The sequence below is a fragment of the Candidatus Nitrospira bockiana genome (assembly GCF_965152565.1).
Map to the genome: position 1 here is coordinate 1833687 of NZ_OZ224215.1, position 25835 is coordinate 1859521.

Consider the following 25835-nt stretch of genomic DNA (forward strand, 5'->3'; position numbering starts at 1 on the left):
GCGCGATTCTAACAGGACGGGCGGGAAATAGAAAGATTGACACCCGCCTCGATCCTGACGATACTAGCCATGACGGCGGCGTTCAGAGGAGGATCGTGATGCCCAAGGTGCCTGCGGTAAAGGCGGTCCGTGCAAGCAAGAACGGCGGGGTGCCGGCCGGGTTGCAGGAGGTCTTCTGGCGGCTGGACCGCTTGGAACGGCAGGTTCAGAAGCTCTCCGAGCTCGTGCGCGACCACGCCGAAGACGAAGACCGGTTGGTCAAGATCGTGGCCGAAGATCGCGAAGTCCTCCGGCGAGAGCTGTTACGGCAGCATCAGCACCGGCTGCGCATTCGAAAGCGCGGCCATACCGATTCCTGAGCGGGCGAGCGACGCCCGTGCGTGTCGGCGCCGGCCCGGCGTCCGATGCGCGTTAACCACCCCGATCCTTCCTTGGGTCACTTCAGCGTCGAGATACGAGACCTTCTCAAGTCACACGGCTCGACGGTCGCCGTCGAGCACTGCTCCTTCTCCGTCAAGCGCGGCGAGTTCTTCTCGTTGTTGGGCCCCAGCGGGTCCGGGAAGACGACGGTGTTGCGTCTCCTGGCCGGCTTCGAACGGCCCGACGGCGGCGAGATCCTCATTGAAGGCCGGTCGATGCGGGGCGTGCCGCCCAATCAGCGGCCGGTCAACCTGGTTTTTCAACACTACGCCCTCTTTCCCCATCTGACCGTCTTTCGGAACGTCTCGTTCGGCCTGGAGATGCGCCGGCTTCCGGCCGCTGAAATCCGCCGCCGCGTGGAATCCGCCCTGGACATGGTGCGCCTTGCCGACAAGCACGCGCGGTTTCCCGCACAGCTGTCGGGCGGCGAGCAGCAGCGCGTCGCTTTGGCTCGGGCGCTCGTGAACCGCCCGGCGGTCGTCCTGCTCGATGAGCCGTTGGGGGCGCTCGACCAGCAGTTGCGGCGCGACATGCAGATCGAGCTCAAGGCGATTCAAGAGCAGGTGGGGCTCACGTTCATTTGTGTGACCCATCACCAGGAGGAGGCGCTGACGATGTCGGACCGGATCGCCGTGATGCGTCACGGCCGGATCCTTCAGGTCGGGCCGCCTCGGGAGATCTACGAGTCGCCGGTCTCGCGCGCCGTCGCACGCTTCGTCGGTACGGCCAATGAATGCGAGGGGCGCGTCGACCAGGCGGTCGGACCGCACTGCCGGATCGTCGTCGAGGGCCTGCCGGTGCTCCGAGCCACGCACCCGGGGCTCCCGATCGGAAGCCGCGTCGTCCTCATCCTCCGGCCGGAGCGCGTCTCGCTGGCCCGGGAGGCGGCGCCCGAGTTCGACAATTGCATGCCGGGCCGTGTCGAGAAGGCGGTCTACAACGGCGGCGACATGCACTACTGGATCAGAGTGTCGCCCGCGGTCGTGTGGGAGGCCCACGTCGCGAACCTCCGCGCCGACCAGAAGGTCTTCGTGCCGGGTGAGCCCGTCTACGTCCACTGGAACGCCGGCGACGGCATCGTGCTGACCGAGTGATCACCGACGGCGCACCGTCTCGCAGCAGCCTGTTCAAGCAGCGCGTCCTGAAGTGGCCTTGGCCGCTGCTGCCGCCGGTCGTCTGGATGACGGCGTTCTTTTTCCTGCCGCTCGTGCTCGTCTTCGCCGTCAGCTTCGCCTCGCGCGGCGTATATGGCGGCGTCGAATGGACCTTTACCGCCACGAATTACGCCGTCCTGCTCGACCCCCTGTACGCTCGGATCTACCTGCGCTCGCTCATCCTTGCCGCCCTGACCACCGCGTTGTGCCTGCTCATCGGCTTTCCATTGGCCTACTACATTGCCCGGGCCCCCGTCCGACGGCAAGGGGTGTGGCTGCTCCTCGTGATCGTCCCGTTCTGGACCAATTTTCTCGTGCGGACCTATGCCTGGATGTTCCTCCTTCGAAGCGACGGGCCGCTCAACGCCATGTTGCTGCGCCTTGGGATCATCGAGACGCCGCTCCAGGTGCTCCATACGGACCTCGCGGTCCTGATCGGTCTCGTCTATGGCTATCTCCCGTTCATGGTGTTGCCGCTCTATGCGGCGATCGTGCGGTTGGATCGGTCGGTGGTGGAGGCCGCCTGGGATCTCTATGCCTCCGGGCCTACGGTGTTCCGTCGCGTCGTCGTGCCGCTGATCCGGCCCGGCATCGTGGCCGGATGCCTGCTCGTCTTCATCCCTTCGCTGGGCGCCTATATCACCCCGGATCTCCTGGGCGGGGCACGCAGCATGATGATCGGCAACCTCGTGCAGCACGAGTATCTCGTGGTGCGGGATTGGCCGTTCGGCTCGGCGATCTCGTTCGCCCTGGTCGCCGTCGTCGTCGTGGCCCTGGCGGGCTATGCCAAGTATGGCGGGCTGTTCGAGGACCAGGTGCCGCGATGACCCGTTCGAGGTGGCTCCTCGGGACGAGCGTGGCGACCCTGCTGTTTCTCTATGCGCCGGTCGCGGTCCTCGTCATCTTTTCGTTCAGCGCTTCCCGGCTGTCCACCGCCTGGTCCGGGCCGACGCTCCATTGGTATCGCGAGTTGCTCGCGGATCGGTCCTTGCTGACGGCCGTCCAGAACAGCCTGCTCGTCGCCTCGATCTCGACCGCGATCGCCGGCGGACTGGGCGTGGCCGCCGCGGTCAGCCTGGAGCGGCTCTCGACGCGGGCTCGGCACGTGGTCGAAGGGGCCCTGCTCTTGCCGCTCGTCGTGCCGGAAGTGATGCTGGGCGTGGCCCTGATGCTGTTCTTCGTCACCGTGAAGCTCCCGCTCAGCCTCGTCACCGTCACGATCGGCCATGCGGCGTTCAATCTTCCCGTGGTGATGGTGATCGTGCGAGCGCGCCTGCGGCGGATGGACCCCCGGCTGGTCGAAGCGGCGTACGATCTGGGCGCGACGCGCTGGCAGGCGTTTCGCCGCATCACGTTGCCCCTGCTCGCCCCGGCCATCGTCGGCGGCCTGTTGATGGCCTTCACGCTGTCGCTGGACGACTTCATCGTCACGTTCTTCACCGGCGGTCCGGGCTCGACCACCCTCCCGGTGAAGGTCTATTCCATGGTCAAGTCCGGCGTCGCGCCCACGATCAACGCCCTTTCCGCCATCCTGGTCCTCGTCTCGATGGGCCTCGTCGCCCTGTCAGTGGCGCTTCAACGCGAGAGGCGCGGATGAGCACGTCGAGCGCGACCTGGTGGACACGAGAGACGCTGTGCGCGGTCGCGATCGTATGCGCGCTCCTGCCGGCGTGCCAGCCCACCCCCGAGGACCCGCCGACATCGGTCCCCACGGCGGTGACCCTGTATTACTTTACCTGGTCGGATTATGCGGGCCAGGACCTGCTCGAGGGCTTCGAGCGGCAAACGGGCGCCAAGGTCGTGGTGGATACGTTCGGCAGCAACGAGGAATTGCTCGCCAAGCTGCAAGGCGGGGCGGGCGGGTACGACGTGGCCGTGCCGTCCGATTTCATGGTTTCGATCATGGCTCGGCTGGGCTTGCTCGCCGACCTGGACCTCTCGAAGATCCCGAACGCCGCGCTCGTCCTTGACGACCTCAAGCGGTTGCCGTTCGACCCCGAGAATCGCCATTCGGTGCCCTACCTCTGGGGGACCGTCGGGATCGGGTACGACTCCGAGGCCGTGGCCGAGACGCCCGACAGCTGGGACGTGCTCTGGGATCCGCGGTACCAAGGTCGGATCAGCGTGCTGAACGACCAACGCGAGGTGTTCGGGATGGCGCTTCGGTCGATCGGCGAATCGATGAACACCCGGAATCCCGCCGCCATCGAGCGAGCCAAGCAAAAGCTGTTGGCGCAAAAGCCGCTCGTGAGAGCCTACACGAGCGAACACTACGATCAGCTCTTGGCGTCCGGCGAGGTGGTGCTCGCCCACGGATGGGGCGGGCAGGTGGCGCGGGCGATGGCGCAGCGGCCCTCGATCCGGTACGTCGTCCCGAAAGAAGGCGCGACGATCTGGTCCGATTGTCTGGTCGTGCTCAAAGCGTCGCCCCACAAAGACCTGGCGATGCGCTTTATCAACTACCTGCTCGACCGTGACGTCGCCGCACGCACGACGGAACGTCTGCGTTTTGCGTCGTCGAACCGTGAAGCGAAAGCGCTCGTCCCCTCCGAGCTGCGCGACAACCCGGCCGTCTATCCCCCGGAATCGGCGTTCGATCGCCTGGAGTGGATGCGGGACGTAGGGGAGACGATCCGGGTCTACGACCGGGGGTGGACGGAGCTGAAGCTTCGTTGACGGCGACTGTCCTACGAACGAAAAAGTCGGTATAATGAACCGCTTTTGCGTCCTTGGCCTTTGACGTCCTGGACTGGAGCCCGAACGCCTCGATGAGGCACGACCGCTTCACCCGCCGCCGTCCTTTGCGTATCCGAGTCCGCCTCCTGGTCGCGATGCTCTTCACCGGGTGCTGTATTGCCGGGACCGCCGGCCTGTCGGCCGCTTGGGCGCAGGGCAACGAAGTCAAGGAGTCGGTTCGGCCCGAGGCGCTGCAGCCGAGCGCGTTGCGGCTCAGCCTCAACGATGCGCTGGCCTTGTTCCTCCGGCAGAACCTCGATTTGATCATCACGGGCTTCGGCATCGACACCGCCCGAGGCCAGCAGATCACCGCTCGGCTCTTTCCCAACCCGGTGCTGGCGGTCAATACCGTCGCCTCCGTCACTCAGAACCTTGCGCGGAGCGGGCAGGTGTTCCCGAACGTGCAGCAACTGTTCGAGGTGGCCGGCAAGCGCGGTTATCGGATCGAGAGCGCGGCCTTCGGAACGCAGTCCGCGGAAGCGAACTTCGAAGACGCCGTGCGGCAGCTCGGCTTCACCGTGAAGGACAGTTATTACCGGGTGCAGCTCGCGCAACGTCGCCTGGCGATCGCCGAGGAGAATCGAGACCGGTTTGCCCGAATCCTCGAAGTCAACACGATCCGGTTCAAGAAGGGGTATATCGCCGAGGTCGATCTCATCCGCATCCGCCTGCAGGTCGTCGACTTCCAGTCCCAGGTCATCCAAGCCATCCAGGAAGCGGACACCGCCCGCAACGATCTCCGGCTCTTGCTGGGGCTGTCCCCCTCGGTCGAGCTGCTGTTGACCACCGAGCTCGACTACCATCGCGTCGAGCCCGACATCGAGCTGTTGCGCGGGCTGGCGATCGAAAGCCGTCCCGATATCCGCATGAAACGGCTCACCCAGTCGCAGCGGATCGCCGACCTGAAGCTCGCCAAGGCCTATCGCTATCCCGACGTCACGATCGGGGCGGGGATGGCGGTGCAGGGCTCGCGCGGTCCCGACAACCCGCAGCAGGGCTCCGTGAGCCTGGGCCTGCCGCTCCCGATCTTCAACCGCAACCAAGGCGGCATCCTCCAGGCGCAGGTGGCTCTCCAAGTCGCCGATGCGGATCTGCGGAAGACGATCCTCCAAGTCGAGAGCGAGGTGGACATCGCCTATCGCAACCTGGTCCAGAGCCGGCGTCTGGTGGAAGCGTACCGCGCGGGTGTCTTGGAGGACGCCCGCCTGACGCTGACGATCGTCGAAAAGGCGTACGAGCGCGGCGGGGCCACGATCTTGGATCTGCTCGATGCGGCCCGGACCTCGCGGACGATCCAGCAGAATTACATCGAAACCCTGTTCAACTATCAGCGGACGGTCTTTCTGCTCGAAAGCGCGGTTGGCCGGGAGATTCCCTCATGATGCGCTCGACGGCCGGGGTCGCGGTGCTGTTGGGCGTCCTGCTGACGGTGGGATGCGGCCGGCACGAGGAGCCGATGGCGTCGAACGCCGCGACGCCGACGCCCGCGGCGGAGCCGCGCGTTCAGCCGGAGCCGGCGAACCGGATCGAAACGGCCGTCGTCGCGTCCAGCCAGCAGTCCTCGACGCTCACGCTCGTCGGCAAGGTCGCCTACGGCGAAGACCGGTATTCGAAGATCTCCTCGCCCGTGCAGGGCCGGGTCCTCGAGGTGCGCGCCAGGCTGGGGGACCAGGTCAAGGCGGGGCAGGTTCTCCTGATCATCGACAGCCCGGACATCGCGCAGGCCTATTCGGACTTCATCAAAGAGAACTCGGAATTGACGTTCGCGACCCGGGCCTACGAGTTGGCGAAAGACCTCTACGAGACCAAGGCCCTCGCTTTGAAGGATCTCAAGCAGGCCGAGAACGACTTGATCAAGGCGAAGGCGGAGTTTCGCCGGGCGAAGGAGCGGCTGCTGTCGCTGCGCGTTCCGGCCGAAGAATTGGACAAGCCGCTCGACAAGCAAAAGATCACCTCCCGGTTCGAGATGCGCAGCCCGTTGACGGGCACGGTCGTGGAGCGCACGGTGACGCCCGGCCAGTCGGTCGGCGGGGATGCCTCCCAAGTCCTGTTCACGGTCGCCGATCTGGACACGCTGCAAGTCGTCGCCGACGTCTATGAACGGGACCTCGATCTCGTCCATGTCGGGCAAACGGCGACGGTCACGGTCGAGGCGTATCAGCACGTGAAGTTTCCCGCGGCGATCGCGGCGATCGGGGACGTCGTCGACCCGGTCAGCCGCACGATCAAGGTCCGGGCGTGGGTCAACAATGAAGCGCACAAGCTGAAACCCGAGATGTTCGCCCGCCTCCATGTCGAGATCGGGGACGGCACGGACTTCATCGCGGTTCCAAAGGAAGCCGTCCTGGAGATTGACGGCAAGGAATACGTCTATCTGGCGCGAGACGACGGGCAATACACCCGGCAAGAGGTGAAGGTCGGGACCGCGTCCGACGGCCAAGTCCGGATCGTGGACGGTCTGAAGCCCGGTCAGCGGATCGTCACCAAGGGCGCCATCTTCCTCAAGGGCAAGGAGTCGAACGCGTCGTGACCGCGAGGGGCCGCGTGTGATCGGCGTCCGCTCGGCTTCGAGCCCCGGGGTCTTCGTGCTCGATCGTGTGCATCCTTCCGTGTTCCTCCCCTCCTCGGTACGCTTGATCCGATGATCCCACGCATTGTCGAGTTCGCGCTCGCCCAACGCGTCCTGGTCAGCATCCTCGGGCTCGCGATGCTGGTCGGCGGCCTCTATGCCTTCCACATCCTGGACGTGGTGGCCTACCCCGATCCTTCCCCCCCGATGGTCGAGGTGATCACGCAGTTCCCGGGCTGGTCGGCGGAGGAGATCGAACGCCAGATCTCGATTCCCGTCGAAGTGATGCTGACCGGCATGCCCGGGCTGACCGACGTCCGGTCGCTCTCGATTTTCGGCCTCAACGACATCAAGATCTATTTCGATTTCGGGACGAACTATTTCTTCGACCGCCAGGAAGTCCTGAATCGCCTCAGCATGGTCAATTTCCCCGCGGACGTGCAGCCCAGCCTCTCCCCGTGGTGGGCGCTGGCGGAGATCTACCGGTACGAAGTCACCGGAGACGGCCGCAGCCTCACCGACTTGAAGACGATTCAAGATTGGCAGCTCAGACGCGAATTCAAGCGTGTGCCGGGCGTGATCGACGTGACCGCATTCGGCGGGACGACCAAGCAATATCACGTGGATCTGAATCCCGGTGCGCTGTCCAGTTACGGCGTCAATCTGTCGCAGGTGGTCACCGCGTTGACGAACAGCAATGCCAACGTGGGAGGCAACTATCTGACCATCGGCGCGCAGAACTACAACGTGCGGGGCGTCGGGCTGATCGACAGCCTGGACGACATCGAAAACGTCATGGTGGCGGAAAAGGAGGGCACGCCCGTCTTCGTGAAAAATCTCGGCCGGGTCAGCATCGGCCATCAGGTGCGGCTGGGCAAGGTCGGGATCGACGACCGGGACGACGTGGTCGAGGGGGTGGTGCTCCTCCAGCGCGGGGCCAGCGCTCTGAACGTCCTCGAGCGGGTCAAGCACAAGGCCGATGAGCTGAACTCCTGGAAGCTCCCCAAGGGCGTGCAGATCAAGACGGTCTACGACCGTACGGTCCTGATCCATACGACGATCGAGACCGTGACCGACATTCTAATCAGCGGGATCATCCTCGTCTTCGTGATCCTCTTCGTCTTTCTCGGCAATCTGCGGGCGGCGCTCGTCGTGGCCCTCACGATCCCGTTCTCGTTGCTCTTCACGTTTACGATGATGGTGCTGATCGGACAGTCGGCGAACCTGATTTCCCTCGGCGCCATCGACTTCGGGATCATCGTCGATGCGACCTTGATCATGGTGGAGAGCATTTTTTACCACCTCGGGCATCACCGCGGTCCCGGCTTGACGACCCCCCAGGTGATCTTGCGCGCCGCCCGCCACGTCGGTCGCCCCATCTTCTTCTCGACGGCCATCATCGTCGTGGCGTTCATTCCGCTCTTCACGATGACGGGCGTCCCCGGAAAGATCTTCGCACCGATGTCGATCACGTACGGCTTCGCCATGGTCGGTGCCCTGATCATGGCCTTCACGCTGGCCCCCGCGCTGTGTTCGTTCCTGCTGACCGGGCCCGTGAAAGAGGAGGATACGGCGTTCGTGCGGCTCAGCCGACGGGGCTACCTCTGGGTGTTGCGATGGGCGCTGTCCCACCAGACGCTGGTCGTCGTGACCGCCGTGCTGCTGCTGGTCATGACGCTGGTCGCCATGCAGTTCATCGGCGGCGAGTTCATGCCGGCCTTGGAAGAGGGCAACCTCTGGGTCCGGGCGACGATGCCCGTGGACATCTCGTTCGAGGAGGCCGGGCGCGTCGCGGCCGACGTCCGACATATCTTTCGGCGCTTCCCCGAGGTGGCGAACGTGGTCTCCCAGCTCGGGCGGCCGGACGACGGGACGGACCCGACGAGCTTCTTCAACGCGGAGTTTCTCGTCGGCTTGAAGCCCAAAAAGGAGTGGCGCCCCGAGGTGACGACCAAGGAGGCGTTGATCGAGGAGATCGAACGACTCCTTGAGGACATCCCCGGCGTCACCTTCAACTTCTCCCAGGTGATTCAGGACAACGTCGAAGAGGCGATGTCCGGCGTCAAGGGCGAGAACTCGATCAAGCTGTTCGGGCCCGACTTGAAGGTCCTGGAGGAGAAAGCGCTGGAAATCGAGCACCTCATGAAGGGGATCCGCGGCGTCCGGGACTTGGGCATTTTCCATTTGATGGGTCAGCCGAATCTCCTCATTCAAGTGGATCGCCAGGCCTGCGCCCGCTACGGCCTGCTCGTCTCCGACGTGAACGCGGTGGTGCAGGCGGCGATCGGCGGCCAGGCGGTCACGCGCGTGTTCGAAGGCGAGCGATGGTTCGAGCTGGTCGTGCGGTTTCTCCCGGAATACCGTGAAAACGTCGACGTGATCGGGAACATCCAGGTCAATACGCCCGACGGCGCCCGGATTCCTCTGAAGCAGCTCGCGGCGATCTCCGTTCAAACCGGGGCGTTCATCATCTACCGCGAGAACAACGAGCGCTACATCCCCATCAAGTTCAGCGTGCGCGGGCGCGATCTCGCCACCACGGTGGAGGAGGCGCAACGGCGCGTCGCCGCGGAGGTGCAGCTACCCGAGCGGTATCGGATCGAATGGGCGGGGGAGTACGACCAGCTCACCCGCGAGCAGCAGCGCTTGACCGTGATCGTACCCCTGAGCCTCCTGATGATCCTGTTCCTCCTCTATTTGACCTTCAATTCCCTCCAGGATGCGTTGCTCGTCCTCGCCACGGTGCCGTTCGCGCTGATCGGCGGCTTGATGGCGCTGGTGTTGACCGGCACGCACTTCAGCATCTCCGCGGCCGTCGGCATCATTTCGACCCTCGGCGTGGCGATTCTCGGCGGGGTCTTGCTCATCTCCCGCATCAGCGAGTTTCAAGATTCCGGGTTTTCGCTTGAGGAGGCGATCCTCAAAGGGGCGGACGTCCAGATGAGGCCCGTCCTGATGGCCACACTGGGCGCCGCGATCGGCCTGCTGCCCGCCGCGGTGGCGACGGGGATCGGCTCCCAGGCCCAGCAGCCGCTCGCGCGCGTGGTGGTCGGCGGCATGTTGACCGCCGCCGTGCTCATCCTGGTCGTCCTGCCCGTCCTCTATCAAATCGTCAATCGGGCGGGTCTCCGCTGGAAAAAGTTGCGGGGCATCGAGTAACGACGGGCGAGGATGGTAAGATAGGCCATCGGTTCAACCAAAGGATGATGCCATGACCGTATGGATGCGAACGTTCCTGGTGGTCGTCGCCGCGTTCGTCTGGCCCGTGCTCGGCGCCGTACCGGAGGGCCATGGAGCCGGGGTGTCGGCGATTCCGGTTCAGATCCCCTATGAGCCGCCCCCGAGATCCGAGCCGGTCCCTGATACGTCGATTCCACCGTCGACGAAGGCGCTCGGTCCCGAAGAGCTGAAGCGGGCGGAGGCGCTGCTGCCGCTCTTGGAAGGCAAGCAGGAGTTTTGGGCGATGGGGGAGTTCGTGCACTTGGGACCGGGCGTCGTGCCCGTGCTCGTCAAAGGGCTCACGATGCCGGGGGCGAGAGTGCGCTACAACACGATCGAAACCCTGTCGATGATCAAGGATCCGACCGCGGTGCCGTCGTTGATCGAGACGGCCAAGCAGCCTCAGGAGATGCCGCGCATTCGCGAGCATGCCTTGCGGGTGGCGGTCCGTCTCGACCCGTCGCAGGCTCCGGAGGCCATTGCGTCGATGGCCAAGGACCCGAATCCCAGCATCAGGAAGAGCGCGGCCTTTGAGGCTCGATACGTGCGGCACAAGACCGTGGTCCCGGTGCTCATCGAGCTGCTGTCGGACGACGAGCGCTTCGTCGCGATGAGCGCGATCAACTCGCTGTGGATCCTCACCCGACACGAGAGTGAGATGCACGACTGGGACGCCTCGAACAAGCAGGAGCGCGCGGAGTGGGCTCAGGAGTGGATCGATTGGTGGAACGCGAACAAGGACTCGTTCGAATTGCCGGAGCCGAAGAAGCCGCGGCCGGCCATCCATTAAGGTGGTGAGCCGGGTTGCGGCTCTCAAAGAGCGTGTGCTATAAAATCAAGGCGTTCGGGAGCTAACGAGACGAGTATGGCCGTGTTGGAAATTGCAAAACTGGGCAATCCGGTCCTTCGAAAAATCGCGGAACCCGTGCCGCTCGAGGAGATCGGCAGCCGGGCCTTCCAGCAGTTCATCGACGACATGTTGGAGACGATGTATCGCGCGGAAGGCATCGGGCTGGCCGCGCCGCAGGTGTCCCGCTCGCAGCAGCTCGTCGTCATGGAGTGTCCCGGCGAAGGCGGCTTTCCGCAGACCGTCCTCATCAATCCGAAGATCGTTTTTTACGGCCCGCAACAGGTCGAGAACTGGGAGGGTTGTCTCAGTGTCGACGGTCTCCGGGGCAAGGTGACACGCCCGTCGGCGGTCCGCGTTCAAGCCCTGGACCGGGAAGGCTTGCCGCTCGACATCGAGGCGACCGGGCTCTACGCCGTGTGCATTCAGCACGAGATGGACCACCTCATCGGGAAGGTCTTCCTCGACCGGATGACCGATTTGTCGACGCTCACCCAGCTCGATGAGTTTGACCGATACTGGCGCCAAGAACACGCCACGGTCATCTAACCGCCGACGCACGATGAGTGAGGAACCATGAGCGGGAACCAGGCGGCGTTCGCCGTTGCTCGTTCAGCGTTCGGCGCTTCGTGAAGTCCCTCCTTCGCATTCTCCGGTACATCGCCCCGTATCGTACGCTCGCGGTTGCCACCCTGCTCTGTGCGGCGTTAACGACCGCGTTGGAGCTCGTCCCGCCCTGGCTCATCAAGGTCGTCATCGACGACGTGATTCAGGCCAAGCAGATGGCCTTGCTGCCGTGGGCGATCGGCGGCCTGCTCGGGGCCTACGGCCTGCGCAACCTGTTCGCCTCGCTGCGCATTCGTTTCAACAACACGCTCGAGCAGAAGATCATCTATGATCTCCGGGCCGAGGTCTTCTCCGCCTTGCAGCGGCTCTCCTTGAGCTTCTACGAGAACCGCTCGACCGGGGAGATCATGTCGCGGGTCAACAACGACACCGAGCACGTCGAGCGGATTTTCGTCGACGGCATCGAAGGCCTGCTGATGGCCTCGCTGACCTTGTCCGGCATCACCGTCCTGCTGTTCGCCCTGAACTGGAAGCTCGCGCTCCTGGCGCTCGTTCCGATCCCGGTCCTCGCCCTGTCGGCGTTGTTGTTCACCCGACGGGTGCATCGGTACTACCACGACATTCGGCAGAGTGCGGGCGACTTGAACGCGTACCTGCAGGACGCGATCTCCGGGGTCCGTGAGACCATGGGGTTCAACCGCCAGAACGCCGAGCGGGACCGATTCAACGCCTTAAGTGCGAAGTACAGCGGCAGCAATCTGCGCGCGATGCTGCTCTGGTCCAAGTATTCGCCGGGGATGATGTTCGTCGGCAGTCTCGGGACCGTGTTGACGCTGTGGTACGGTGCGCACGAGGTGGTTGCGAACCGGCTGACGGTGGGCGAGCTGGTCATGTTCGTCGGGTACCTCGCGCTCTTCTATGTGCCGATCAATCAAATTCATTCCGTCAATCACATGCTGCAGCATGCGCTGGCGGCCGCCGAACGCGTCTTCGAGGTCCTGGACACCGAGCCGGACGTGCGCGAAGAACCCGAGGTGCAGGAGCCGAGCGAGCCTCTCGTCGGGGCCGTGCGGTTCGAGCACGTCGACTTCTCCTATCGCCCGGACGTGCCCGTCCTTCGCGACGTGACGTTGGAGGTACGCGCCGGGGAGCGGATTGCGTTGGTCGGGCCGAGTGGCGCCGGAAAGAGCACCCTGCTCAAGCTGTTGATGCGGTTCTACGATGTCCGTGCGGGCGCCATCCTGATCGACGGGTACGACCTTCGCGAGCTCCCTCTGGCTTTCGTCCGCAACCATATCGGCCTCGTGCAGCAAGAACCCTTTCTCTTCAACGGGACCGTGCGAGCCAACATCGCCTATGGCGACGCGGCCGCCGACGATCGCCGCATCGAGCATGCCGCGCGCGTGGCCCGTGCGCACGACTTCATTCAGGACCTGCCGGAGGGGTATGAGACGTGGATCGGGGAGCGAGGGGTCAAGTTATCCGTCGGGCAGAAGCAGAGGGTCTCGATCGCCCGCGTGCTCTTGAAGAATCCGCCCATCGTGATTTTCGACGAGGCGACGTCCAATATCGACTCTGAAACGGAGGTCAAGATTCGAGAGGCGCTCAACGAGTTGACCCGGGGGCGGACGACGTTCGTCATCGCCCACCGTCTGTCGACGCTGCAGGACGTCGATCGCATCGTGGTGCTCGACCGCGGGCGATTGGTCGAAGAAGGGACCCACGCGGCCCTGCTCGCTCGGGGTGGGGTCTATGCGGCCTTGTACGAGGCGCAGTTCCAGATCTGAGCGGAGCGCCGTCCGAACGGCGAGGCGCGGAGTGCGAGCAGGCGGATTGCGATTCGGCTCGCGGGCTCGATATACTCGACGAAGAAGACGGAAGAGGACGGAGCATGGTGCTGAAATTCGAGTACGACCCCTTGGACAGCGAGCATGCCGGCGGCCATTGGTTTCACGTGTGCATGGGCCGGATCGAAGACCAGGAGTTGCGGGTGCCCCCTCCAGACAGGCCCTATGAGTGCCCTCGGTGCGGCATCGAGCTGGAATACGAAGACTTTTGGGTGGCTCAGCAGCGCGGCAGTGTCTAGCCAAAGAAGTCGGCGGGTCATCGGGTCAGGATGACCGGGCCGCCGTCGCGCAGTGACCGACGACTCACTCAGTTGGGTGGCAACTATGCCGAGCAGCGCAGGAAGAAAAACCGTGAGCGTCATGCGCGGATTGATGATGCTCTGTGACACCTGTTACGACCAAGTGATGGCCGAGAAGCTGGCCGACGGCCGGAATTACGTCGCCGACCACGAGGCTCTGTTCGACGCGATCTGCCCGGGCTGCAGCGACATCAACCGCCCGCTCATCGACGACATGCTGGGCAGCTCGGAATGAGGCCCGTTCAACGTGAACCGTTATTCGTCAATCGTCTGGCATTCATCAGCGCGTCACGATTAACGATCAACGGTTAACGCCCTCTCACGTCCCTACTTGCACGTCTTTCCGTCGAAGTGTTTGCAGGTCGATTCCCCGCTCATCAGCTTCCAACTCTTCAGCAGGGGAGCATTGCCGGGCCTGATCTCGGCGATGATGTCGATCATGCCGGACACCGGGAGCTTCTCCAAATGCGGCTTGGCCGCCTCGCTCGCCTCGACCGGGAAGACCTTTCCGCTGTCGGAAATGACGATGAAGCCCTTGTCCTTGTCGATGAAAATGATGGGACTGTAAAAACTCTTGTCCTCTGCAGCGGCAGGAATGGACCAGGTCAACGCAGCGATCGCGGCAAGCATCAGGCTGGCTCTCGGACTGCTCACGGGCGCCTCCGTCGAAATGGTGAACAACGCATGAACCGTGGGATTATGTCACCCTTCGGCTCGGCGTGCCAGCGGATTTTCTCTCCGGCGGTTAGACGATCTTGAACTCGGCTGGAGTCACCACCTGGTCCTTGATCCAGTAGGCCCGAACCGAAGGTCTCGTCTTGTCCTCGAGGGAAATGATGAGATACGCCGCCTCGGGATAGTAGGCGAGTCCGACGTCGGTGGTCGACGGATACGCCGGCGAGTGGGTGTGGGAGTGATAGATGACGAGCAGGTCCAGGCCGTGCTCGCGCATGTGCTTGAAGGCGGCCAGCATTTCCTTCGGATCCATGAAGTAGGCCACCTCGGCCCTGGTTCTTTCCGAGAGTTGGCCGAGCTGCTTGACGTGAGCCTGTTCGAAGACCTGAACCGCCTGCGCATCCTTGGCCACGGTGTTGGTGATCCGGTAGTGCCGCATCACCGCCCCGTCTTGACCGGCCAAGAGGCCGCAGCACTCGAAAGGATCAAGCGCCCGGGCGTGCGCGATCATGTCGTCGAGGATCGCCTGGGGAATCGTCAGCATGGAAATCGCGAAATCCGCCGGCTCCGGGTCCGACGGATCATGCAGGCTACAGAGTGCAAGAGACGGTGTAGTCGCCCTGCAGGCTCGTCAGAGTCGGCTGCGGACCGCACAGCCGGCAGGCAGGGTCTTTCGGCCGGGAGACCCTCCGGAACTTCATCTCGAGGGCGTCGTAAATGAGCAGGCGGTCGGCCAACGTCTCTCCGATACCGAGAATCTCCTTGATCGCTTCCGCGGCCTGCAGCACGCCGATGGTGCCCGCCAGCACGCCCAGCACTCCCGCCTCTTGGCAGTTGGGGACGAGCCCGGCGGGCGGGGGCTCCGGATAGAGGCACCGATAGCACGGATAGCCCTGGTGCGGTTTGATGGTCGTGAGCTGCCCCTCGAAACGGAAGATGCTGCCCGACACGAGCGTCTTCTTCGCGAAGAAGCACGCGTCGTTGACGAGAAACCGGGTCGAAAAGTTGTCGGAGCCGTCCAGGACCAGATCGTAGTCGGTCAGCAGGCGCAAGATGTTGTCGACGGACACGTTTTCCTGATAGGTCTTGACCGTGACATCGGGGTTCAGCGCGGCCAGCATCTGGCGCCCGGACTCGACCTTCGGGACGCCGACGCGGGCGGTGGTGTGGAGAATCTGCCGCTGCAGGTTGGAGAGATCGACGACGTCCCCGTCGACCAGCCCGATCGTGCCGACGCCGGCAGCCACCAGGTAGAGCGCCGCCGGCGAGCCCAACCCCCCGGCTCCGATGATCAAGACCTTTGCCTGGGCGAGCTTTTTCTGCCCCTTCCCGCCCACTTCGGGCAGGATGATGTGGCGGCTGTACCGCGCTATCTGCGAGTCGGTGAAGTCCATGTTCGTTAATCGTGAATCGTTATTCGTTAATTGCAAAGAGCATCCTTCTCAGGAAAAGCCTCGTCCCGCGATTAACGATTGACATGCTATCGATTCACTTCCCTATTCCACCACGTTCAACTCGATCGGGTCGACGAGCACACCCTTCTTGCGCAGACCCTCGACCGCGCGCTCGATCTCGGCCGTCTCGCCGGTCAGCTCCACGTCCATCCACCCGGTCGTCTCCCGCACGTCGGCGCGGCGGACGTTCGTCACGACCTTGAACTCGTGGCCGATCTGATAAATGATCGGTTCCTTGATCTTCTCTTCGGGAAATCGGATATGAAATCGTAAGCTCGGCATGTCAGCCTCCCGCGATCGCGGGAACGATCGACACTTCATCGCCGTCTTTCAGCACCGTGTCCTTGCCTTTCAGGAAGCGGATGTCCTCTTCATTCACGTACACGTTGACGAAGCGACGGAGCTCGCCCTTCTCGTCGCACAGGCGGTCCTTCATACCCGGATGCGACGCATTCAAATTGTCGATCATCTCCTCGATGCTCGAGCCCTTCACTTCGACTTCGCCCTGGCCCTTCGTCAGCGTCCGAAGGGGGGTGGGAATCCGGACCTTGATCATGCGTCTCCGCCTCCATTCCTGCCCATATTGAACGTCTTTTGAAAGCTCACCAGACTCGGTTGGATGCGGACGGGACGGCCCACCGAGTCGATGACCGCCTCTTGGGTCTTGAGCCCGTTGCCGGTGATGTAGGCGACCGTGACATCGCTTTTCTTGATCACGCCCTGCTTCACCAGCTTGCGCAGCACCCCGATCGTCACGCCGCCGGCCGTCTCGGCAAAAATCCCCTCCGTCTGGGCCAGCAGCTTGATGCCCTCCACGACCTCTTCATCGGTGACCGCTTCCATCGCGCCGTTGCTCTCCGCGGTGGCCTTCAAGGCGTAGTAGCCGTCCGCGGGGTTGCCGATGGCCAAGGACTTGGCGATGGTCTTGGGCTTCACGGGTTTGAAGAAGTCGCGACCCGCCTTGTAAGCCGCGGCGATCGGGGAGCACCCTTCGGCCTGGGCCCCGTTCAGTCTCGTCGGCACCCGGTCGATCAAGCCCAGGGTGTGCATCTCGTGCAGGCCCTTCCAAATTTTCGTGAGCAACGAGCCCGAGGCCATCGGGATCACCACCTGGTCCGGCGCCCGCCAGCCCAGCTGCTCGACCGTTTCGAAGGCGAGGGTCTTCGATCCCTCCGCGTAGTACGGGCGGATGTTGATGTTGACGAAGGCCCAGCGATGTTCGGCGGCAATTTCGCTGCACAGGCGGTTGACGTCGTCGTAGTGTCCTTCCACTTCGACGACGTTCGGCCGATAGATCAGGTTGCCGAGCACCTTGGCGGCTTCCAGATCGCCGGGGATGAACACGTAGCATTTCATGTTTGCGGCCGCCGCGTGGGCCGCCACCGAATTGGCCAAGTTGCCGGTCGAGGCACAGGCGACGGTTTCGAATCCCAACTCCCTCGCACGCGTCAGCGCCACGGCGACGACCCGATCTTTGAACGACAACGTGGGGTGGTTGACGGTGTCGTTCTTGATGTACAGCTCGTCGAGCCCGAGAAACGCGCCCAAGTTCTTGGCCCTCACCATCGGCGTGAGGCCGGCATAGAGGCCGACGGTTGCGGCGCCCTCCACGGGGAGCAGGTCGATGTAGCGCCACATGCTGTCCGGTCCCTCGGCGATCTTCTTGCGCGAGATCGAAGTCCGGATCTCGTCGTAGTTGTATTTGACCTCGAGCGGGCCGAAGCACAGCTCGCACACGTGCATGGCCGTGGTGGGATACTCTTTGCCGCATTCCCGGCAGACGAGCGCTTTCATCTTGGTCATCGGAGCACCACAGTATGAAGTTGAGGCTGGGGCGACCGTCCACCGTGAGCGGGTCGGTCCAAACGTTTACTCCCCTCCCGGTCGCACCGCGCAGATTTCCGGCTCGTGATCGAACAGCTCGGTGATCGTCGGCCGTTCCCCGCAGAGGGGGCAGTGCGGGTTGCGCTTGATCCGGATTTCGCGGAACGCGGTGCGCCGGGCATCGTAATCCAACAGGCGGTCGGTCAACGGACGCCCGATCTTGAGGACCACCTTCAGGGCTTCCGTCGCCTGGATCGTCCCGATGATCCCCGCAAGCACGCCGATGACGCCGGCTTCCTGGCAGCTTGCGACGAGGCCCGGCGGCGGCGGATTCTTGAAGACGCAGCGATAGCACGCGGTCTGACGGGGAATGATCGTGAAGACACGCCCTTCGAAACGGAGGATGCCGCCGTGCACCAACGGCTTGTCGGCAAAGAAACAGGCGTCGTTGATCAGAAACTTCGCCGGGAAGTTGTCCACCCCGTCGATCACGATGTCATAGTCGCGGAACAGCTCGAGGGCGTTCTTGGAAGTCAGACGGTCCTCGTACATGATGACGTTGACGTCCGGGTTCAGCGCCTGAATCTTCTCTTGGCCGGAAAGCACCTTTGGGCGACCGACGTCGGCGGTGTGATGGAGGATCTGCCGCTGAAGGTTCGAAAGATCGACGACGTCGCTGTCGATCAAGCCGATCGTGCCCACGCCGGCTGCCGCCAAATACAGGGCGGCCGGCGAGCCGAGCCCCCCGGCGCCCACGATCAGAATGCGCGCCTGCGCGAGCTTCTTTTGGCCTTTCCCGCCTACTTCCGGCAACAGGATGTGCCGACTGTAGCGGTTGATCTGCTCTTCGGTGAATTCCACTGTTGCTGTCAGCTCTCAGCTTCCAGCTATCAGTTTCGGGCTGACGGCTGAAGGTGTCCCGGATCAGATATTGAAATACTTCTCGATGCTGATGTACCGCTCGCCGGTGTCGCAGAGCACGGTGACCACGTGCTTGCCGGGCCCGAGCTCGCGGGCCACTTTTTGCGCGGCAAAGACGTTCGCGCCGGCTGAAATTCCCACGAGCAGGCCTTCCTTCTTGGCGAGGAGCTTGGCCGTCTGGTAGGCCTCGTCGTCGGTCACCGTGATGACACCGTCGAGGATCGATCGGTTCAGGACCTTCGGGATGAACCCGGCGCCGATGCCCTGGATCTTGTGAGGGCCCGGATCGCCTCCCGACAGGACCGGAGACCCTGCCGGCTCCACCGCTACGATCCTAACCCGCGGGTTCCGCTCCTTGAACACCTCTCCGCAGCCGGTGATCGTGCCTCCCGTACCGACGGCGGCGACGAAGGCGTCGATCCGGCCGTCGAGCGCTTCCCAGATCTCGGGCGCCGTCGTTTTCCGGTGCATGTCCGGGTTCGCCGGGTTGGAAAACTGGTCCGGCATGAAATAGGACGGGTTTTGCGCGACGATGCTCTCGGCCTCCTTGATCGAGCCCTTCATGCCCTCCCAGGCGGCCGTGAGCACCAATTGAGCGCCATAGGAGGAGAGGAGGCTGGCTCGCTCCATGCTCATGCTTTCCGGCATGACGAGGATCAGCTTGTAGCCGCGGACCGCCGAAACCAATGCGAGCCCGATGCCGGTGTTCCCGCTCGTCGGCTCGACGATCGTCCCGCCCGGCTTCAGGCGTCCTTGGCGCTCCGCTTCGTTGATCATGTTCAAGCAGATGCGGTCCTTGACGCTTCCACCCGGGTTGAACGACTCCACCTTCGCGTAAATCGTCGCGCCGCCGTCGGGAGAGAGCTGGTTCAGGCGGACGAGCGGCGTGCGTCCGATCAGTTCCGTGATTTGCTTGTGCGCGAGGATCGTCAACGGCCGCCTCCCATGTAAAAGAGGAATTCGAGGCTGTCGCCGTCCTTCACCGGGGTGGTGCCGAGCTGGTCGCGCTCGAGCATCGTCGAGTTCAGCTCCACCGCCACCATGTGCGGGTCGATGCTCTTGGCTTTCAGCAGATCGAGGACGGTAGTGGCTTGGATGTCTTCGGGTTTCCCATTGATTTTTACGAGCATGAAGAGCTCCGCAAGTCTGCGTCAAGTAAAAGAATTCCAAACGCTAGCAAAGTCATCTCCGAATTGTCAAGGAGCGCCCGAGCCCGTGCGCTCCGGATGATTGGTCGCTGGATTATACCGGATCGTCCCGCGCTTCGTCTCGCCTCTTGACAGGATCCAGCGCCGGCCGACAGTATGGCGCACTTTTGATCATCGAACCGCCGATTGATCACCGATTGTCGAGGTCTCAGCGTATGTGGAAGCACAATTTCATGTTCCGGTATCAAGACGCGACGCCGCTCGAGCAGTCCGAGAACGAGCTCTTTCACGATACGGATCCGGCCCTCGACAGCGCCGGCCTTCAACTCGAAAAGTTCATCTCGGTATGGATTCAAGGGGAGGGCCGGGATGGGGAGCCGCCCGTGACGTTCACGAACATCTATGTGCGGACAGCCGTGCTGGACGTCCAGAAGCGGGCCGGGTTCCTGCAACCGCTCCAGGGACGAAGCCATCAAATCAAACAGATGTTGACGGCGGGGCAAAAGCAGTACCTCCGCGAGTGGCTGAGTCGGACCTCACCGCAAGCGTGGGCCGAGGCCGACGAGCACTTCAAACTGGTGTTCGAGGCGGAATGAGCCGGATGGCCTCCCGTGCACGGCCGCGCCTGGTCGTCCGTCTCGCGCTCGTCGACTCGGCGGCGGCCGGCCGGCTCGAGCGGGCCGGCCCGGCCGCTCACCACGAGGTCCCCGCCCCCGCCTTTCCATACAGTTTCTTGCGATGCGGCGGAGTGGAGCGCGATGAGCACTGAGCAGACCGACGTGGTCATCGTAGGAGCGGGGGGAGGCGGGGCAGTCCTCGGGCTTGCGCTCGCTCGTAAGGGCGTGAAGGCGCTCGTCTTGGAGCAGGCGCCAGGCCCGCCGACCGGGTTGAGAGGGGAAATTCTTCAACCGAACGGCCAGCGGGTGCTCGATCGGCTTGGGGTGCTCGATGCGCTGCCGGCCAATGCCGTCCGTGCCGTCCGGCACTTTCACTTCTACCGGGCCGGCGGCGAGCGGCTCTGCACGATCGACTATGGAATCCTTCCCCCGCCGTACAACCGAGCCTTGGTGACGCTGCCCAACGTCGCCCACCACGCCATCTTGTCGGCGCTCGAGCGCGCCGCGCCCGGGATGCTTCGCTATTCCACTTCATTCCGAGGCCTTCTCCGCGAGCAGGGACGTGTCGTCGGCGTGGAAGCGGAAGAGCGCGGTCGCGGCGTCACGATACGGGCCGAGCTCGTCGTGGGCGCCGACGGAGCGCGTTCGAAGGTTCGCGAGGCGCTCGGGATTCCGGCTCATGTCCATCTGTACCCGGAAGCCTATTTGATCGCCATCCTCGACAGCCCGTCCGACGAGCTTTCCGAAGGGCGCTACTACGTCGGGCGCCGTGAGATTCTCGGTCTGTTCCCCGCAGCGGACCGCAGGGTCTACCTCTTCTGGATGATCAAGGCGAACTCGATGTCCGAGGTGCAGTCCGCCGGACTCGACGCGCTCAAGGCGCGGTGGAGCCGCGTCGCGCCCGAGTGCCGCCGGCTGTTCGACCATTTGACCGACTGGGACCGGACGGCCTACATGCCGACCGGCCGCGTCCGGGCGAACACGTGGGTGGCGGACGGCGCGGTCTTGATCGGAGATGCGGCGCATGCCATGAACCCCCATGCCTCGCAAGGACGGATGCAGGCGATGGTCGACGCGATGACGTTGGCGGACCTCGTTCCGGCCTGGCTGGAGGGAGGAGACACCCTGTCCGGGACCTTGCGGACGTTCGAGCAGGCGCGCCGTCCGCAGGTCGACATGCTGCAACGGTTGGCGGACGAACAGGTCCGGGTTTGGAACACCGGGAACCCGGTCATCGGGTATCTGCGCGACCGCGTGTTCCGAACCTTGGACTCCAATGCGAGGCTGCGCTATCGTGTGCTCATGACGACCGCCGGTCTCAGAACGGCGCCCCCGTTCGGCCTGCTCGATCGCCTCATGGCCGCCGGCCTCCTGCCCGATCCGCACGCCAACGAGCTTCCCGCTGAAGCGCCGGTGAGCGTCTGAGCCATGCCGTCGAAGGACGAGATGATGCAGGCCTTGCCGGAGGAGCCGCGTGAGACGCTCAAGCGGTTCGTCCGTGACACCACCAAGCTCTTTGGGGGGCAGCTCGCGGGGCTCCTCGTCTATGGCAGCGCCGCTCGGCTGGAGTATCTGCCCGGCCGATCGAACCTGAACTTCCTCATCCTGCTCGACCGGTACGATCGCGATCTCCTGACGAAGTATGCCGGTGTGCAACCGCGATGGAGCCGTGAACAGGTCGTAGTGCCCTTGTTCCTCACCGACGCCGACGTCGCGGCCGTCCACGGGCTCTTTCCGCTGGAATACTCCGATATCAAGGAGCATCATGTGCTCCTTGCCGGTCGCGACCCATTCTTGGGTATCGAGATCGACTCCCGCTGCCTCGGGTTCGAGGCTGAGCAGGAAGTCCGGGGCAACCTCGTTCGGGTGCGGCAGCGACTGGTCGAGGGTGGCGGCACAACGGAGGCGATGGCCATCCTCCTGCCGCTCTCGCTCACCTCGATGCTCGCCGCGCTCCGCGGCGTGTTTCGACTGTTCGGGTGCCCGACGGCCTCGACCGAGACGATCTTGACCGACGCGCAGGTTCGGTTGGGGATCGACCCCGGCGTCTTCCGCGACGTCTGGAACCTCAAGCGCGGCCTCATCACGCCGGGACCCGTGGAGCTGCCCCGGCTCTTCGACCGCTATGTCAGTGCGCTTCAAGCCCTTGCCGATCGCCTGGGGGAGATGAGACAGGAGGGGCGCTTGTGACGCGACGAGCCCGTCTGCCGGCGGCCGCCCCCCTCGTGCTCCTGTGCGCGGTCCTCGCGATACCAGGTCCGCTGGCGGCCACACCGCCCGATCGAGCGGCGGTGCCGGAGCCGCTCGGATACGTGACGGACCATGCCGGCGTGCTGGATGCCGATTGGAAAGCCCGCATCCGCTCGGTCTGCCAAGATCTGGAACGGAAAACCGGCGTGGAGATGGTCGTCGTGGCCGTTCCCAATCAGGCGGCCTTCCGATCCGTCGCCGACTTCGCGTCGGCGGTCTACCAGCGATGGGGGGTCGGCTCCGCGCAACAGGAGCACGGCGTCGTCATTCTTGCGGCGATCGAGGAACGTCAGGCGGCGGTGACCGTCGGAAAGCCGCTGGTCGGACGCCTGACGCAGCCCGTCTTGGAGGACATCGGCAAGACCTACGTCGATCCAGCCTTTCGAGCCGGCCGCTACGGGGAGGGTCTGTATCGAACAACCGTTGCGCTGGCCGCCAAGGTCCAGGACGTCCGCGTCGGCGATCCGCCCCGGCGGCATCTCAAGGGGCTCGGCGTCGTCCTGACGGTCCTCACGTTCTTGGGTGCGTTCGTGTTTCTCTGGTGGATCAGCCGGCCGGATCTCCGGCACCCTTATCGGCGGCTGCACCGGCAGCTTTTCTGGGCCAGTGGGCAAGGGGGCTTCGGGGGAAACTTCGGGGGCTTCGGCGGAGGCACCGGCGAAGGGTTGAAGTGAACGGGTTCGGGCTGGACACGGAGCGCCGAACGGGAGCCTGGCTCTGCGGTCGTTCGGCGCTCAGCGTGTCAACGCTGTTTCAACGCCTCGAGGCCGGCGGTCGCACACGCATCATCCAGATGGGCGCCTGGTGCCCCGCCGACCCCGATCCCTCCCACCACCTCTCCTGCGAGCTCGATCGGCATCCCCCCGCCGAGGATCAGTATCTTCTCGTTCATATCCCGGAGCGCCTGGAGTCCCGGGACCTTGTTGATCAATTCAGCGAGCTCCGTCGTCGGGCGGCGTAGGCTCGCCGCCGTGTAGGCTTTTTTGGCGCTGCTGTCCGTGGTATGCGGACCGGCGCCGTCCCCGCGCATCAACACCTTCACCACGCCCGCGCGGTCCACCACCGCCGCGCTCACCCGGTAGCCGTCCTGCTTGCATTTTTCGACGGCTGCCGTCGCCGCCTTCGTCGCGAGCGACAGCGGGAGGACGACTTCTCGGGGAAGCTCTTCAGCGGCCGCGGGGAGGATCCGGAGACAGGCCAGCACGCACCCGGTGATCATGATCGGTTTCCACAGGTCTCGAGTCATAGGCTCTCCTTTATCAGCACTGCCATGGATCAAGCGACGTGAACCGCCTCACCTTTTCAGCCCGAGCTCACCCTTCGCCTTACCCTGGTTCTCTCCGTGGCACCGACCGGCGTTCCTCGAGGTCCAAGAGGTCCGCCCAGGTCGTGACGTCCGTTCGCGTCGGATCGATCGCATGGCGTAGTTGCTCGAAGTACGCGCGCTTGTCATCGGTATCGGGCCTCAGCGCGAGCATCATCCGGTTCCAGCGTTCGATCTCGTCAGGGGAACGAACCCGGGCCGTCTCCAGAAACCACGCGGCGATCTCCTCGTCCGATCGCCCCTTGACCGCTTCCAGGAATCGCTGCGGCGCGATCTCACTGAACTCGAGCAATCGTCGATCCAGCGGGCAGGGGAAGATATACTCGCCGTGCGTGCCGGCCAAGACCGCCCGGCACTTGTCGATCATACGCCCGAGATGCACGTAGCCCGCAAGGCGGTCCCGCAGACTTCGCGGGTACTGCGTGCGCAAATCCATCACAGCATCTGATGATTCGCGAACGTCAGCGATCGGACGACCACTTCCCCGTTCTCGAACGAAATGATCCGGCGGGTGGCCGGCAGGTCCGAGGCGTCGATCCGGACGTGGCTGTCCGTGAAGCTCTCGACGTTGGTCAGCCGGCGGTCCTGCGGGGTGTAGTAATAGACCGTGTAGCGCGACGTCAAAAATTTTCCATCCTGGGTCACCGCGCTCTCTTCGACGTTGATCGTAAAGGCCGTGTGCGGCATCTTCCGGTTGATTTGGGTGATCCGGTCGCCCTTGACCCGGTAAAACGACTCCATGCCGTCCCCATGGATGAAGAGCTTGGGACCGAACGGATGGTCCTGATCGTCGCCGAGCGTCAAGCTGTATTTGCCGTCGGATTCATCGAAGCTCCGGGGCCCCCGGTGGACGGCGATCATCCCGATCTGGCCTTCGGTCCACTTCTGGATCTCCGGGTCGGGTAGGCTGACGGTGACGTCACGCAGGCCCTTGACGGTGACCGTACCCCGGGTTTCTCTGCCGTTGACGTTGACGGTCAGATCGGCGGTGAAGCCCTTGAAGTCGGACTGCCATCGTGCGGTCTTTTCAAACGCCTGCTTCAACAGGGTTCTGGCTTTGGGATCGTCCTGCACCTGTGTTCCACTCTGCTGGCGGGTATACATTTCCATTCCCGTACTCCTTGGCTAAAAGGACAAAGCGCATTATAAAGCGAGGCCTTGGGGACCACAACGCGCGCGAGCTGAGCAGAAGACCGGAGAGCCGGCGGCGAGCGAGGGACAAAGGCTAATATTTCTGCATGGTTCTATGAAACTCTCAAAAGTTCGTGTATAATGGGGCCGCTTTCCGGCGACGGCCATTCCAACGAAAGGAGAGCGCCTGAGCATGGAACGACGACCGGCATCGACGGAAGAAGAGGAAATGAATCAGCGGCGACGGCTGCTGAATCTGGCCAGGAAGGGGGACCCGAAGGCCATCAACCGGCTGTTCGAGCTGTACCAGGTACGGGTATATAGCGGCGAGCAGCTGGCAAAAGCCAAGCGGCTCCCATCGATTGCGATCCATGAGAAGCCGGCGCCGCGTCAAAAGAAGTCGCCCAAGCGCACGGCCCGCCCGCCCGCTCGGAAGCCGAGCCGGAAGGTCACCCACAAGTAGATGCCCTCGGCCATCGGTCTATTGCATCGCCACGCGCAGCCCTCCCGCTGCTAGATGGTTGGCAATTCCCTCCGCGGTCTTCCGCTCCCCGCTGTAGACCACCGCGCTTCCCTGGTGATCGATCTGCCACGCCAACTCGAACGCCCGCTTGGGGTTCATCCCCGGAATCGCTTCACAAAAGAGTTGAATGACCTGCTGATAGGTGTGGCAGTTGCAGTTATACACGGTGACCCGGGCTTCAAGGTCATCGCCGGTGCTGGTGGAGACGTCTTCCAGTAACTCGGGTGTGACGAGGGTCCCAGGCGGATTCGCCATAGCGCTATTCTACCTTCTGCTCACAGGGGTGCCAAGGTCGTTGTCGGCCACGAGA

The 25835-nt window shown here is 63.8% G+C and carries 32 protein-coding genes; 19 read left to right on the forward strand and 13 right to left on the reverse strand.

Annotated elements, in window-relative coordinates:
* Positions 1-98: 98 nt before the first annotated feature.
* The 13 genes from ACWHYV_RS09140 to ACWHYV_RS09200 all read left to right on the forward strand — a co-directional run bounded on the left by ACWHYV_RS09140 (position 99) and on the right by ACWHYV_RS09200 (position 13893).
* Positions 99-359 carry a hypothetical protein gene (locus ACWHYV_RS09140; protein WP_447980328.1) on the forward strand — a complete coding sequence of 87 codons (261 nt, stop codon included), beginning with the start codon at positions 99-101 and terminating at the stop codon, positions 357-359.
* Between the two features lie 72 nt (positions 360-431).
* Complete coding sequence (locus ACWHYV_RS09145; protein ID WP_447980329.1) at positions 432-1514, forward strand: ABC transporter ATP-binding protein; 1083 nt, start codon at positions 432-434, stop codon at positions 1512-1514.
* A complete protein-coding gene (locus ACWHYV_RS09150) occupies positions 1511-2401 on the forward strand; it encodes an ABC transporter permease (RefSeq protein WP_447980330.1) in 891 nt (296 codons plus the stop codon). The genes ACWHYV_RS09145 and ACWHYV_RS09150 overlap by 4 nt, the downstream gene beginning before the upstream one ends.
* On the forward strand, positions 2398-3171 hold the full coding sequence (locus tag ACWHYV_RS09155) for an ABC transporter permease (RefSeq protein ID WP_447980331.1): 774 nt from the start codon (positions 2398-2400) through the stop codon (positions 3169-3171). The genes ACWHYV_RS09150 and ACWHYV_RS09155 overlap by 4 nt, the downstream gene beginning before the upstream one ends.
* Positions 3168-4250 carry a polyamine ABC transporter substrate-binding protein gene (locus tag ACWHYV_RS09160; RefSeq protein WP_447980332.1) on the forward strand — a complete coding sequence of 361 codons (1083 nt, stop codon included), beginning with the start codon at positions 3168-3170 and terminating at the stop codon, positions 4248-4250. Before ACWHYV_RS09155 ends, ACWHYV_RS09160 begins: the two co-directional genes overlap by 4 nt.
* 92 nt (positions 4251-4342) lie before the next feature.
* Positions 4343-5692 carry a TolC family protein gene (locus ACWHYV_RS09165; protein WP_447980333.1) on the forward strand — a complete coding sequence of 450 codons (1350 nt, stop codon included), beginning with the start codon at positions 4343-4345 and terminating at the stop codon, positions 5690-5692.
* A complete protein-coding gene (locus ACWHYV_RS09170; RefSeq protein WP_447980334.1) occupies positions 5689-6840 on the forward strand; it encodes an efflux RND transporter periplasmic adaptor subunit in 1152 nt (383 codons plus the stop codon). The genes ACWHYV_RS09165 and ACWHYV_RS09170 overlap by 4 nt, the downstream gene beginning before the upstream one ends.
* Before the next feature lie 111 nt (positions 6841-6951).
* Positions 6952-10038: an efflux RND transporter permease subunit gene (locus ACWHYV_RS09175; protein ID WP_447980335.1), complete on the forward strand. Its 3087-nt coding sequence runs from the start codon at positions 6952-6954 to the stop codon at positions 10036-10038.
* Between the two features lie 52 nt (positions 10039-10090).
* Positions 10091-10888 carry a HEAT repeat domain-containing protein gene (locus ACWHYV_RS09180; protein ID WP_447980336.1) on the forward strand — a complete coding sequence of 266 codons (798 nt, stop codon included), beginning with the start codon at positions 10091-10093 and terminating at the stop codon, positions 10886-10888.
* 75 nt (positions 10889-10963) lie between these two features.
* Positions 10964-11494: a peptide deformylase gene (gene def / locus ACWHYV_RS09185; protein ID WP_447980337.1), complete on the forward strand. Its 531-nt coding sequence runs from the start codon at positions 10964-10966 to the stop codon at positions 11492-11494.
* 80 nt (positions 11495-11574) lie between these two features.
* Positions 11575-13299 carry an ABC transporter ATP-binding protein gene (locus ACWHYV_RS09190; protein WP_447980338.1) on the forward strand — a complete coding sequence of 575 codons (1725 nt, stop codon included), beginning with the start codon at positions 11575-11577 and terminating at the stop codon, positions 13297-13299.
* Between the two features lie 104 nt (positions 13300-13403).
* Positions 13404-13598: a hypothetical protein gene (locus ACWHYV_RS09195; protein ID WP_447980339.1), complete on the forward strand. Its 195-nt coding sequence runs from the start codon at positions 13404-13406 to the stop codon at positions 13596-13598.
* Between the two features lie 112 nt (positions 13599-13710).
* A complete protein-coding gene (locus tag ACWHYV_RS09200; protein WP_447980340.1) occupies positions 13711-13893 on the forward strand; it encodes a hypothetical protein in 183 nt (60 codons plus the stop codon).
* A 92-nt stretch (positions 13894-13985) separates the two neighbouring features.
* Here ACWHYV_RS09200 and ACWHYV_RS09205 read toward each other — a convergent pair whose 3' ends face one another.
* The 9 genes from ACWHYV_RS09205 to thiS form a co-directional block, all read right to left on the reverse strand.
* Entirely contained in the window at positions 13986-14312 is a 327-nt protein-coding gene (locus ACWHYV_RS09205) for a hypothetical protein (protein ID WP_447980341.1), read from the reverse strand.
* A gap of 91 nt (positions 14313-14403) precedes the next feature.
* Positions 14404-14877, reverse strand: a complete 474-nt coding sequence (locus tag ACWHYV_RS09210; RefSeq protein ID WP_447980342.1) for a M67 family metallopeptidase — start codon at positions 14875-14877, stop codon at positions 14404-14406.
* Positions 14878-14923: 46 nt separating this feature from the next.
* Complete coding sequence (gene moeB / locus ACWHYV_RS09215) at positions 14924-15727, reverse strand: molybdopterin-synthase adenylyltransferase MoeB (RefSeq protein WP_447980343.1); 804 nt, start codon at positions 15725-15727, stop codon at positions 14924-14926.
* Between the two features lie 102 nt (positions 15728-15829).
* Entirely contained in the window at positions 15830-16069 is a 240-nt protein-coding gene (locus ACWHYV_RS09220; RefSeq protein ID WP_447980344.1) for an NIL domain-containing protein, read from the reverse strand.
* Position 16070: 1 nt separating this feature from the next.
* Positions 16071-16343, reverse strand: a complete 273-nt coding sequence (locus ACWHYV_RS09225) for a ubiquitin-like small modifier protein 1 (protein WP_447980345.1) — start codon at positions 16341-16343, stop codon at positions 16071-16073.
* Positions 16340-17590 carry a threonine synthase gene (gene thrC / locus ACWHYV_RS09230; RefSeq protein ID WP_447980346.1) on the reverse strand — a complete coding sequence of 417 codons (1251 nt, stop codon included), beginning with the start codon at positions 17588-17590 and terminating at the stop codon, positions 16340-16342. The genes ACWHYV_RS09225 and thrC overlap by 4 nt, the downstream gene beginning before the upstream one ends.
* 66 nt (positions 17591-17656) lie before the next feature.
* Positions 17657-18472 (reverse strand): HesA/MoeB/ThiF family protein, encoded by an 816-nt coding sequence (locus tag ACWHYV_RS09235; protein WP_447980347.1) that lies wholly within the window; start codon positions 18470-18472, stop codon positions 17657-17659.
* Between the two features lie 63 nt (positions 18473-18535).
* The gene (gene cysK / locus ACWHYV_RS09240; RefSeq protein ID WP_447980348.1) at positions 18536-19465 is read right to left on the reverse strand and encodes a cysteine synthase A; all 930 of its coding nucleotides are present in this window, start codon (positions 19463-19465) and stop codon (positions 18536-18538) included.
* The gene (gene thiS, locus ACWHYV_RS09245) at positions 19462-19662 is read right to left on the reverse strand and encodes a sulfur carrier protein ThiS (protein ID WP_447980349.1); all 201 of its coding nucleotides are present in this window, start codon (positions 19660-19662) and stop codon (positions 19462-19464) included. Before thiS ends, cysK begins: the two co-directional genes overlap by 4 nt.
* A gap of 233 nt (positions 19663-19895) precedes the next feature.
* Between thiS and ACWHYV_RS09250 the strand changes: the two genes are divergently transcribed.
* Genes ACWHYV_RS09250 through ACWHYV_RS09270 form a run of 5 tightly spaced genes read left to right on the forward strand, consistent with a single transcriptional unit; the run spans position 19896 to position 23221 of the window.
* Positions 19896-20276, forward strand: coding sequence for a hypothetical protein (locus ACWHYV_RS09250; protein ID WP_447980350.1), 381 nt, complete (start codon positions 19896-19898; stop codon positions 20274-20276).
* On the forward strand, positions 20273-20449 hold the full coding sequence (locus ACWHYV_RS09255) for a hypothetical protein (RefSeq protein WP_447980351.1): 177 nt from the start codon (positions 20273-20275) through the stop codon (positions 20447-20449). Before ACWHYV_RS09250 ends, ACWHYV_RS09255 begins: the two co-directional genes overlap by 4 nt.
* Positions 20439-21722 (forward strand): FAD-dependent monooxygenase, encoded by a 1284-nt coding sequence (locus ACWHYV_RS09260; RefSeq protein ID WP_447980352.1) that lies wholly within the window; start codon positions 20439-20441, stop codon positions 21720-21722. Before ACWHYV_RS09255 ends, ACWHYV_RS09260 begins: the two co-directional genes overlap by 11 nt.
* 3 nt (positions 21723-21725) lie before the next feature.
* Positions 21726-22487, forward strand: coding sequence for a hypothetical protein (locus ACWHYV_RS09265; protein WP_447980353.1), 762 nt, complete (start codon positions 21726-21728; stop codon positions 22485-22487).
* Entirely contained in the window at positions 22484-23221 is a 738-nt protein-coding gene (locus ACWHYV_RS09270; protein ID WP_447980354.1) for a TPM domain-containing protein, read from the forward strand. Before ACWHYV_RS09265 ends, ACWHYV_RS09270 begins: the two co-directional genes overlap by 4 nt.
* A gap of 68 nt (positions 23222-23289) precedes the next feature.
* On the opposite strand, the gene ACWHYV_RS09275 is transcribed toward ACWHYV_RS09270, so the two are convergent.
* The 3 genes from ACWHYV_RS09275 to ACWHYV_RS09285 all read right to left on the reverse strand — a co-directional run bounded on the left by ACWHYV_RS09275 (position 23290) and on the right by ACWHYV_RS09285 (position 24981).
* Positions 23290-23766, reverse strand: coding sequence for a GlcG/HbpS family heme-binding protein (locus tag ACWHYV_RS09275; RefSeq protein ID WP_447980708.1), 477 nt, complete (start codon positions 23764-23766; stop codon positions 23290-23292).
* 106 nt (positions 23767-23872) lie between these two features.
* On the reverse strand, positions 23873-24307 hold the full coding sequence (locus ACWHYV_RS09280; RefSeq protein ID WP_447980355.1) for a DUF5069 domain-containing protein: 435 nt from the start codon (positions 24305-24307) through the stop codon (positions 23873-23875).
* Positions 24307-24981, reverse strand: coding sequence for a DUF3386 family protein (locus tag ACWHYV_RS09285; protein ID WP_447980356.1), 675 nt, complete (start codon positions 24979-24981; stop codon positions 24307-24309). Before ACWHYV_RS09285 ends, ACWHYV_RS09280 begins: the two co-directional genes overlap by 1 nt.
* A 214-nt stretch (positions 24982-25195) precedes the next feature.
* Here ACWHYV_RS09285 and ACWHYV_RS09290 point away from each other — a divergent pair, with 214 nt between their 5' ends.
* Positions 25196-25465 (forward strand): hypothetical protein, encoded by a 270-nt coding sequence (locus ACWHYV_RS09290; protein WP_447980357.1) that lies wholly within the window; start codon positions 25196-25198, stop codon positions 25463-25465.
* Between the two features lie 18 nt (positions 25466-25483).
* Here ACWHYV_RS09290 and ACWHYV_RS09295 read toward each other — a convergent pair whose 3' ends face one another.
* On the reverse strand, positions 25484-25780 hold the full coding sequence (locus ACWHYV_RS09295; protein WP_447980358.1) for an ATP-dependent Clp protease adaptor ClpS: 297 nt from the start codon (positions 25778-25780) through the stop codon (positions 25484-25486).
* Between the last annotated feature and the right edge of the window lie 55 nt (positions 25781-25835).

What these genes read in the sequence shown, in the direction of transcription:
- ACWHYV_RS09140 (WP_447980328.1), top strand. Translation starts at nt 99, where the DNA reads ATGCCCAAGGTGCCTGCGGTAAAGGCGGTCCGTGCAAGCAAGAACGGC.
- ACWHYV_RS09155 (WP_447980331.1), top strand. Translation starts at nt 2,398, where the DNA reads ATGACCCGTTCGAGGTGGCTCCTCGGGACGAGCGTGGCGACCCTGCTG.
- ACWHYV_RS09160 (WP_447980332.1), top strand. Translation starts at nt 3,168, where the DNA reads ATGAGCACGTCGAGCGCGACCTGGTGGACACGAGAGACGCTGTGCGCG.
- ACWHYV_RS09165 (WP_447980333.1), top strand. Translation starts at nt 4,343, where the DNA reads ATGAGGCACGACCGCTTCACCCGCCGCCGTCCTTTGCGTATCCGAGTC.
- ACWHYV_RS09170 (WP_447980334.1), top strand. Translation starts at nt 5,689, where the DNA reads ATGATGCGCTCGACGGCCGGGGTCGCGGTGCTGTTGGGCGTCCTGCTG.
- ACWHYV_RS09175 (WP_447980335.1), top strand. Translation starts at nt 6,952, where the DNA reads ATGATCCCACGCATTGTCGAGTTCGCGCTCGCCCAACGCGTCCTGGTC.
- ACWHYV_RS09180 (WP_447980336.1), top strand. Translation starts at nt 10,091, where the DNA reads ATGACCGTATGGATGCGAACGTTCCTGGTGGTCGTCGCCGCGTTCGTC.
- def (WP_447980337.1), top strand. Translation starts at nt 10,964, where the DNA reads ATGGCCGTGTTGGAAATTGCAAAACTGGGCAATCCGGTCCTTCGAAAA.
- ACWHYV_RS09195 (WP_447980339.1), top strand. Translation starts at nt 13,404, where the DNA reads ATGGTGCTGAAATTCGAGTACGACCCCTTGGACAGCGAGCATGCCGGC.
- ACWHYV_RS09210 (WP_447980342.1), bottom strand. Translation starts at nt 14,877, where the DNA reads ATGCTGACGATTCCCCAGGCGATCCTCGACGACATGATCGCGCACGCC.
- moeB (WP_447980343.1), bottom strand. Translation starts at nt 15,727, where the DNA reads ATGGACTTCACCGACTCGCAGATAGCGCGGTACAGCCGCCACATCATC.
- ACWHYV_RS09220 (WP_447980344.1), bottom strand. Translation starts at nt 16,069, where the DNA reads ATGCCGAGCTTACGATTTCATATCCGATTTCCCGAAGAGAAGATCAAG.
- ACWHYV_RS09225 (WP_447980345.1), bottom strand. Translation starts at nt 16,343, where the DNA reads ATGATCAAGGTCCGGATTCCCACCCCCCTTCGGACGCTGACGAAGGGC.
- thrC (WP_447980346.1), bottom strand. Translation starts at nt 17,590, where the DNA reads ATGACCAAGATGAAAGCGCTCGTCTGCCGGGAATGCGGCAAAGAGTAT.
- thiS (WP_447980349.1), bottom strand. Translation starts at nt 19,662, where the DNA reads ATGCTCGTAAAAATCAATGGGAAACCCGAAGACATCCAAGCCACTACC.
- ACWHYV_RS09250 (WP_447980350.1), top strand. Translation starts at nt 19,896, where the DNA reads ATGTGGAAGCACAATTTCATGTTCCGGTATCAAGACGCGACGCCGCTC.
- ACWHYV_RS09255 (WP_447980351.1), top strand. Translation starts at nt 20,273, where the DNA reads ATGAGCCGGATGGCCTCCCGTGCACGGCCGCGCCTGGTCGTCCGTCTC.
- ACWHYV_RS09260 (WP_447980352.1), top strand. Translation starts at nt 20,439, where the DNA reads ATGAGCACTGAGCAGACCGACGTGGTCATCGTAGGAGCGGGGGGAGGC.
- ACWHYV_RS09265 (WP_447980353.1), top strand. Translation starts at nt 21,726, where the DNA reads ATGCCGTCGAAGGACGAGATGATGCAGGCCTTGCCGGAGGAGCCGCGT.
- ACWHYV_RS09275 (WP_447980708.1), bottom strand. Translation starts at nt 23,766, where the DNA reads ATGATCACCGGGTGCGTGCTGGCCTGTCTCCGGATCCTCCCCGCGGCC.
- ACWHYV_RS09280 (WP_447980355.1), bottom strand. Translation starts at nt 24,307, where the DNA reads ATGGATTTGCGCACGCAGTACCCGCGAAGTCTGCGGGACCGCCTTGCG.
- ACWHYV_RS09285 (WP_447980356.1), bottom strand. Translation starts at nt 24,981, where the DNA reads ATGGAAATGTATACCCGCCAGCAGAGTGGAACACAGGTGCAGGACGAT.
- ACWHYV_RS09290 (WP_447980357.1), top strand. Translation starts at nt 25,196, where the DNA reads ATGGAACGACGACCGGCATCGACGGAAGAAGAGGAAATGAATCAGCGG.
- ACWHYV_RS09295 (WP_447980358.1), bottom strand. Translation starts at nt 25,780, where the DNA reads ATGGCGAATCCGCCTGGGACCCTCGTCACACCCGAGTTACTGGAAGAC.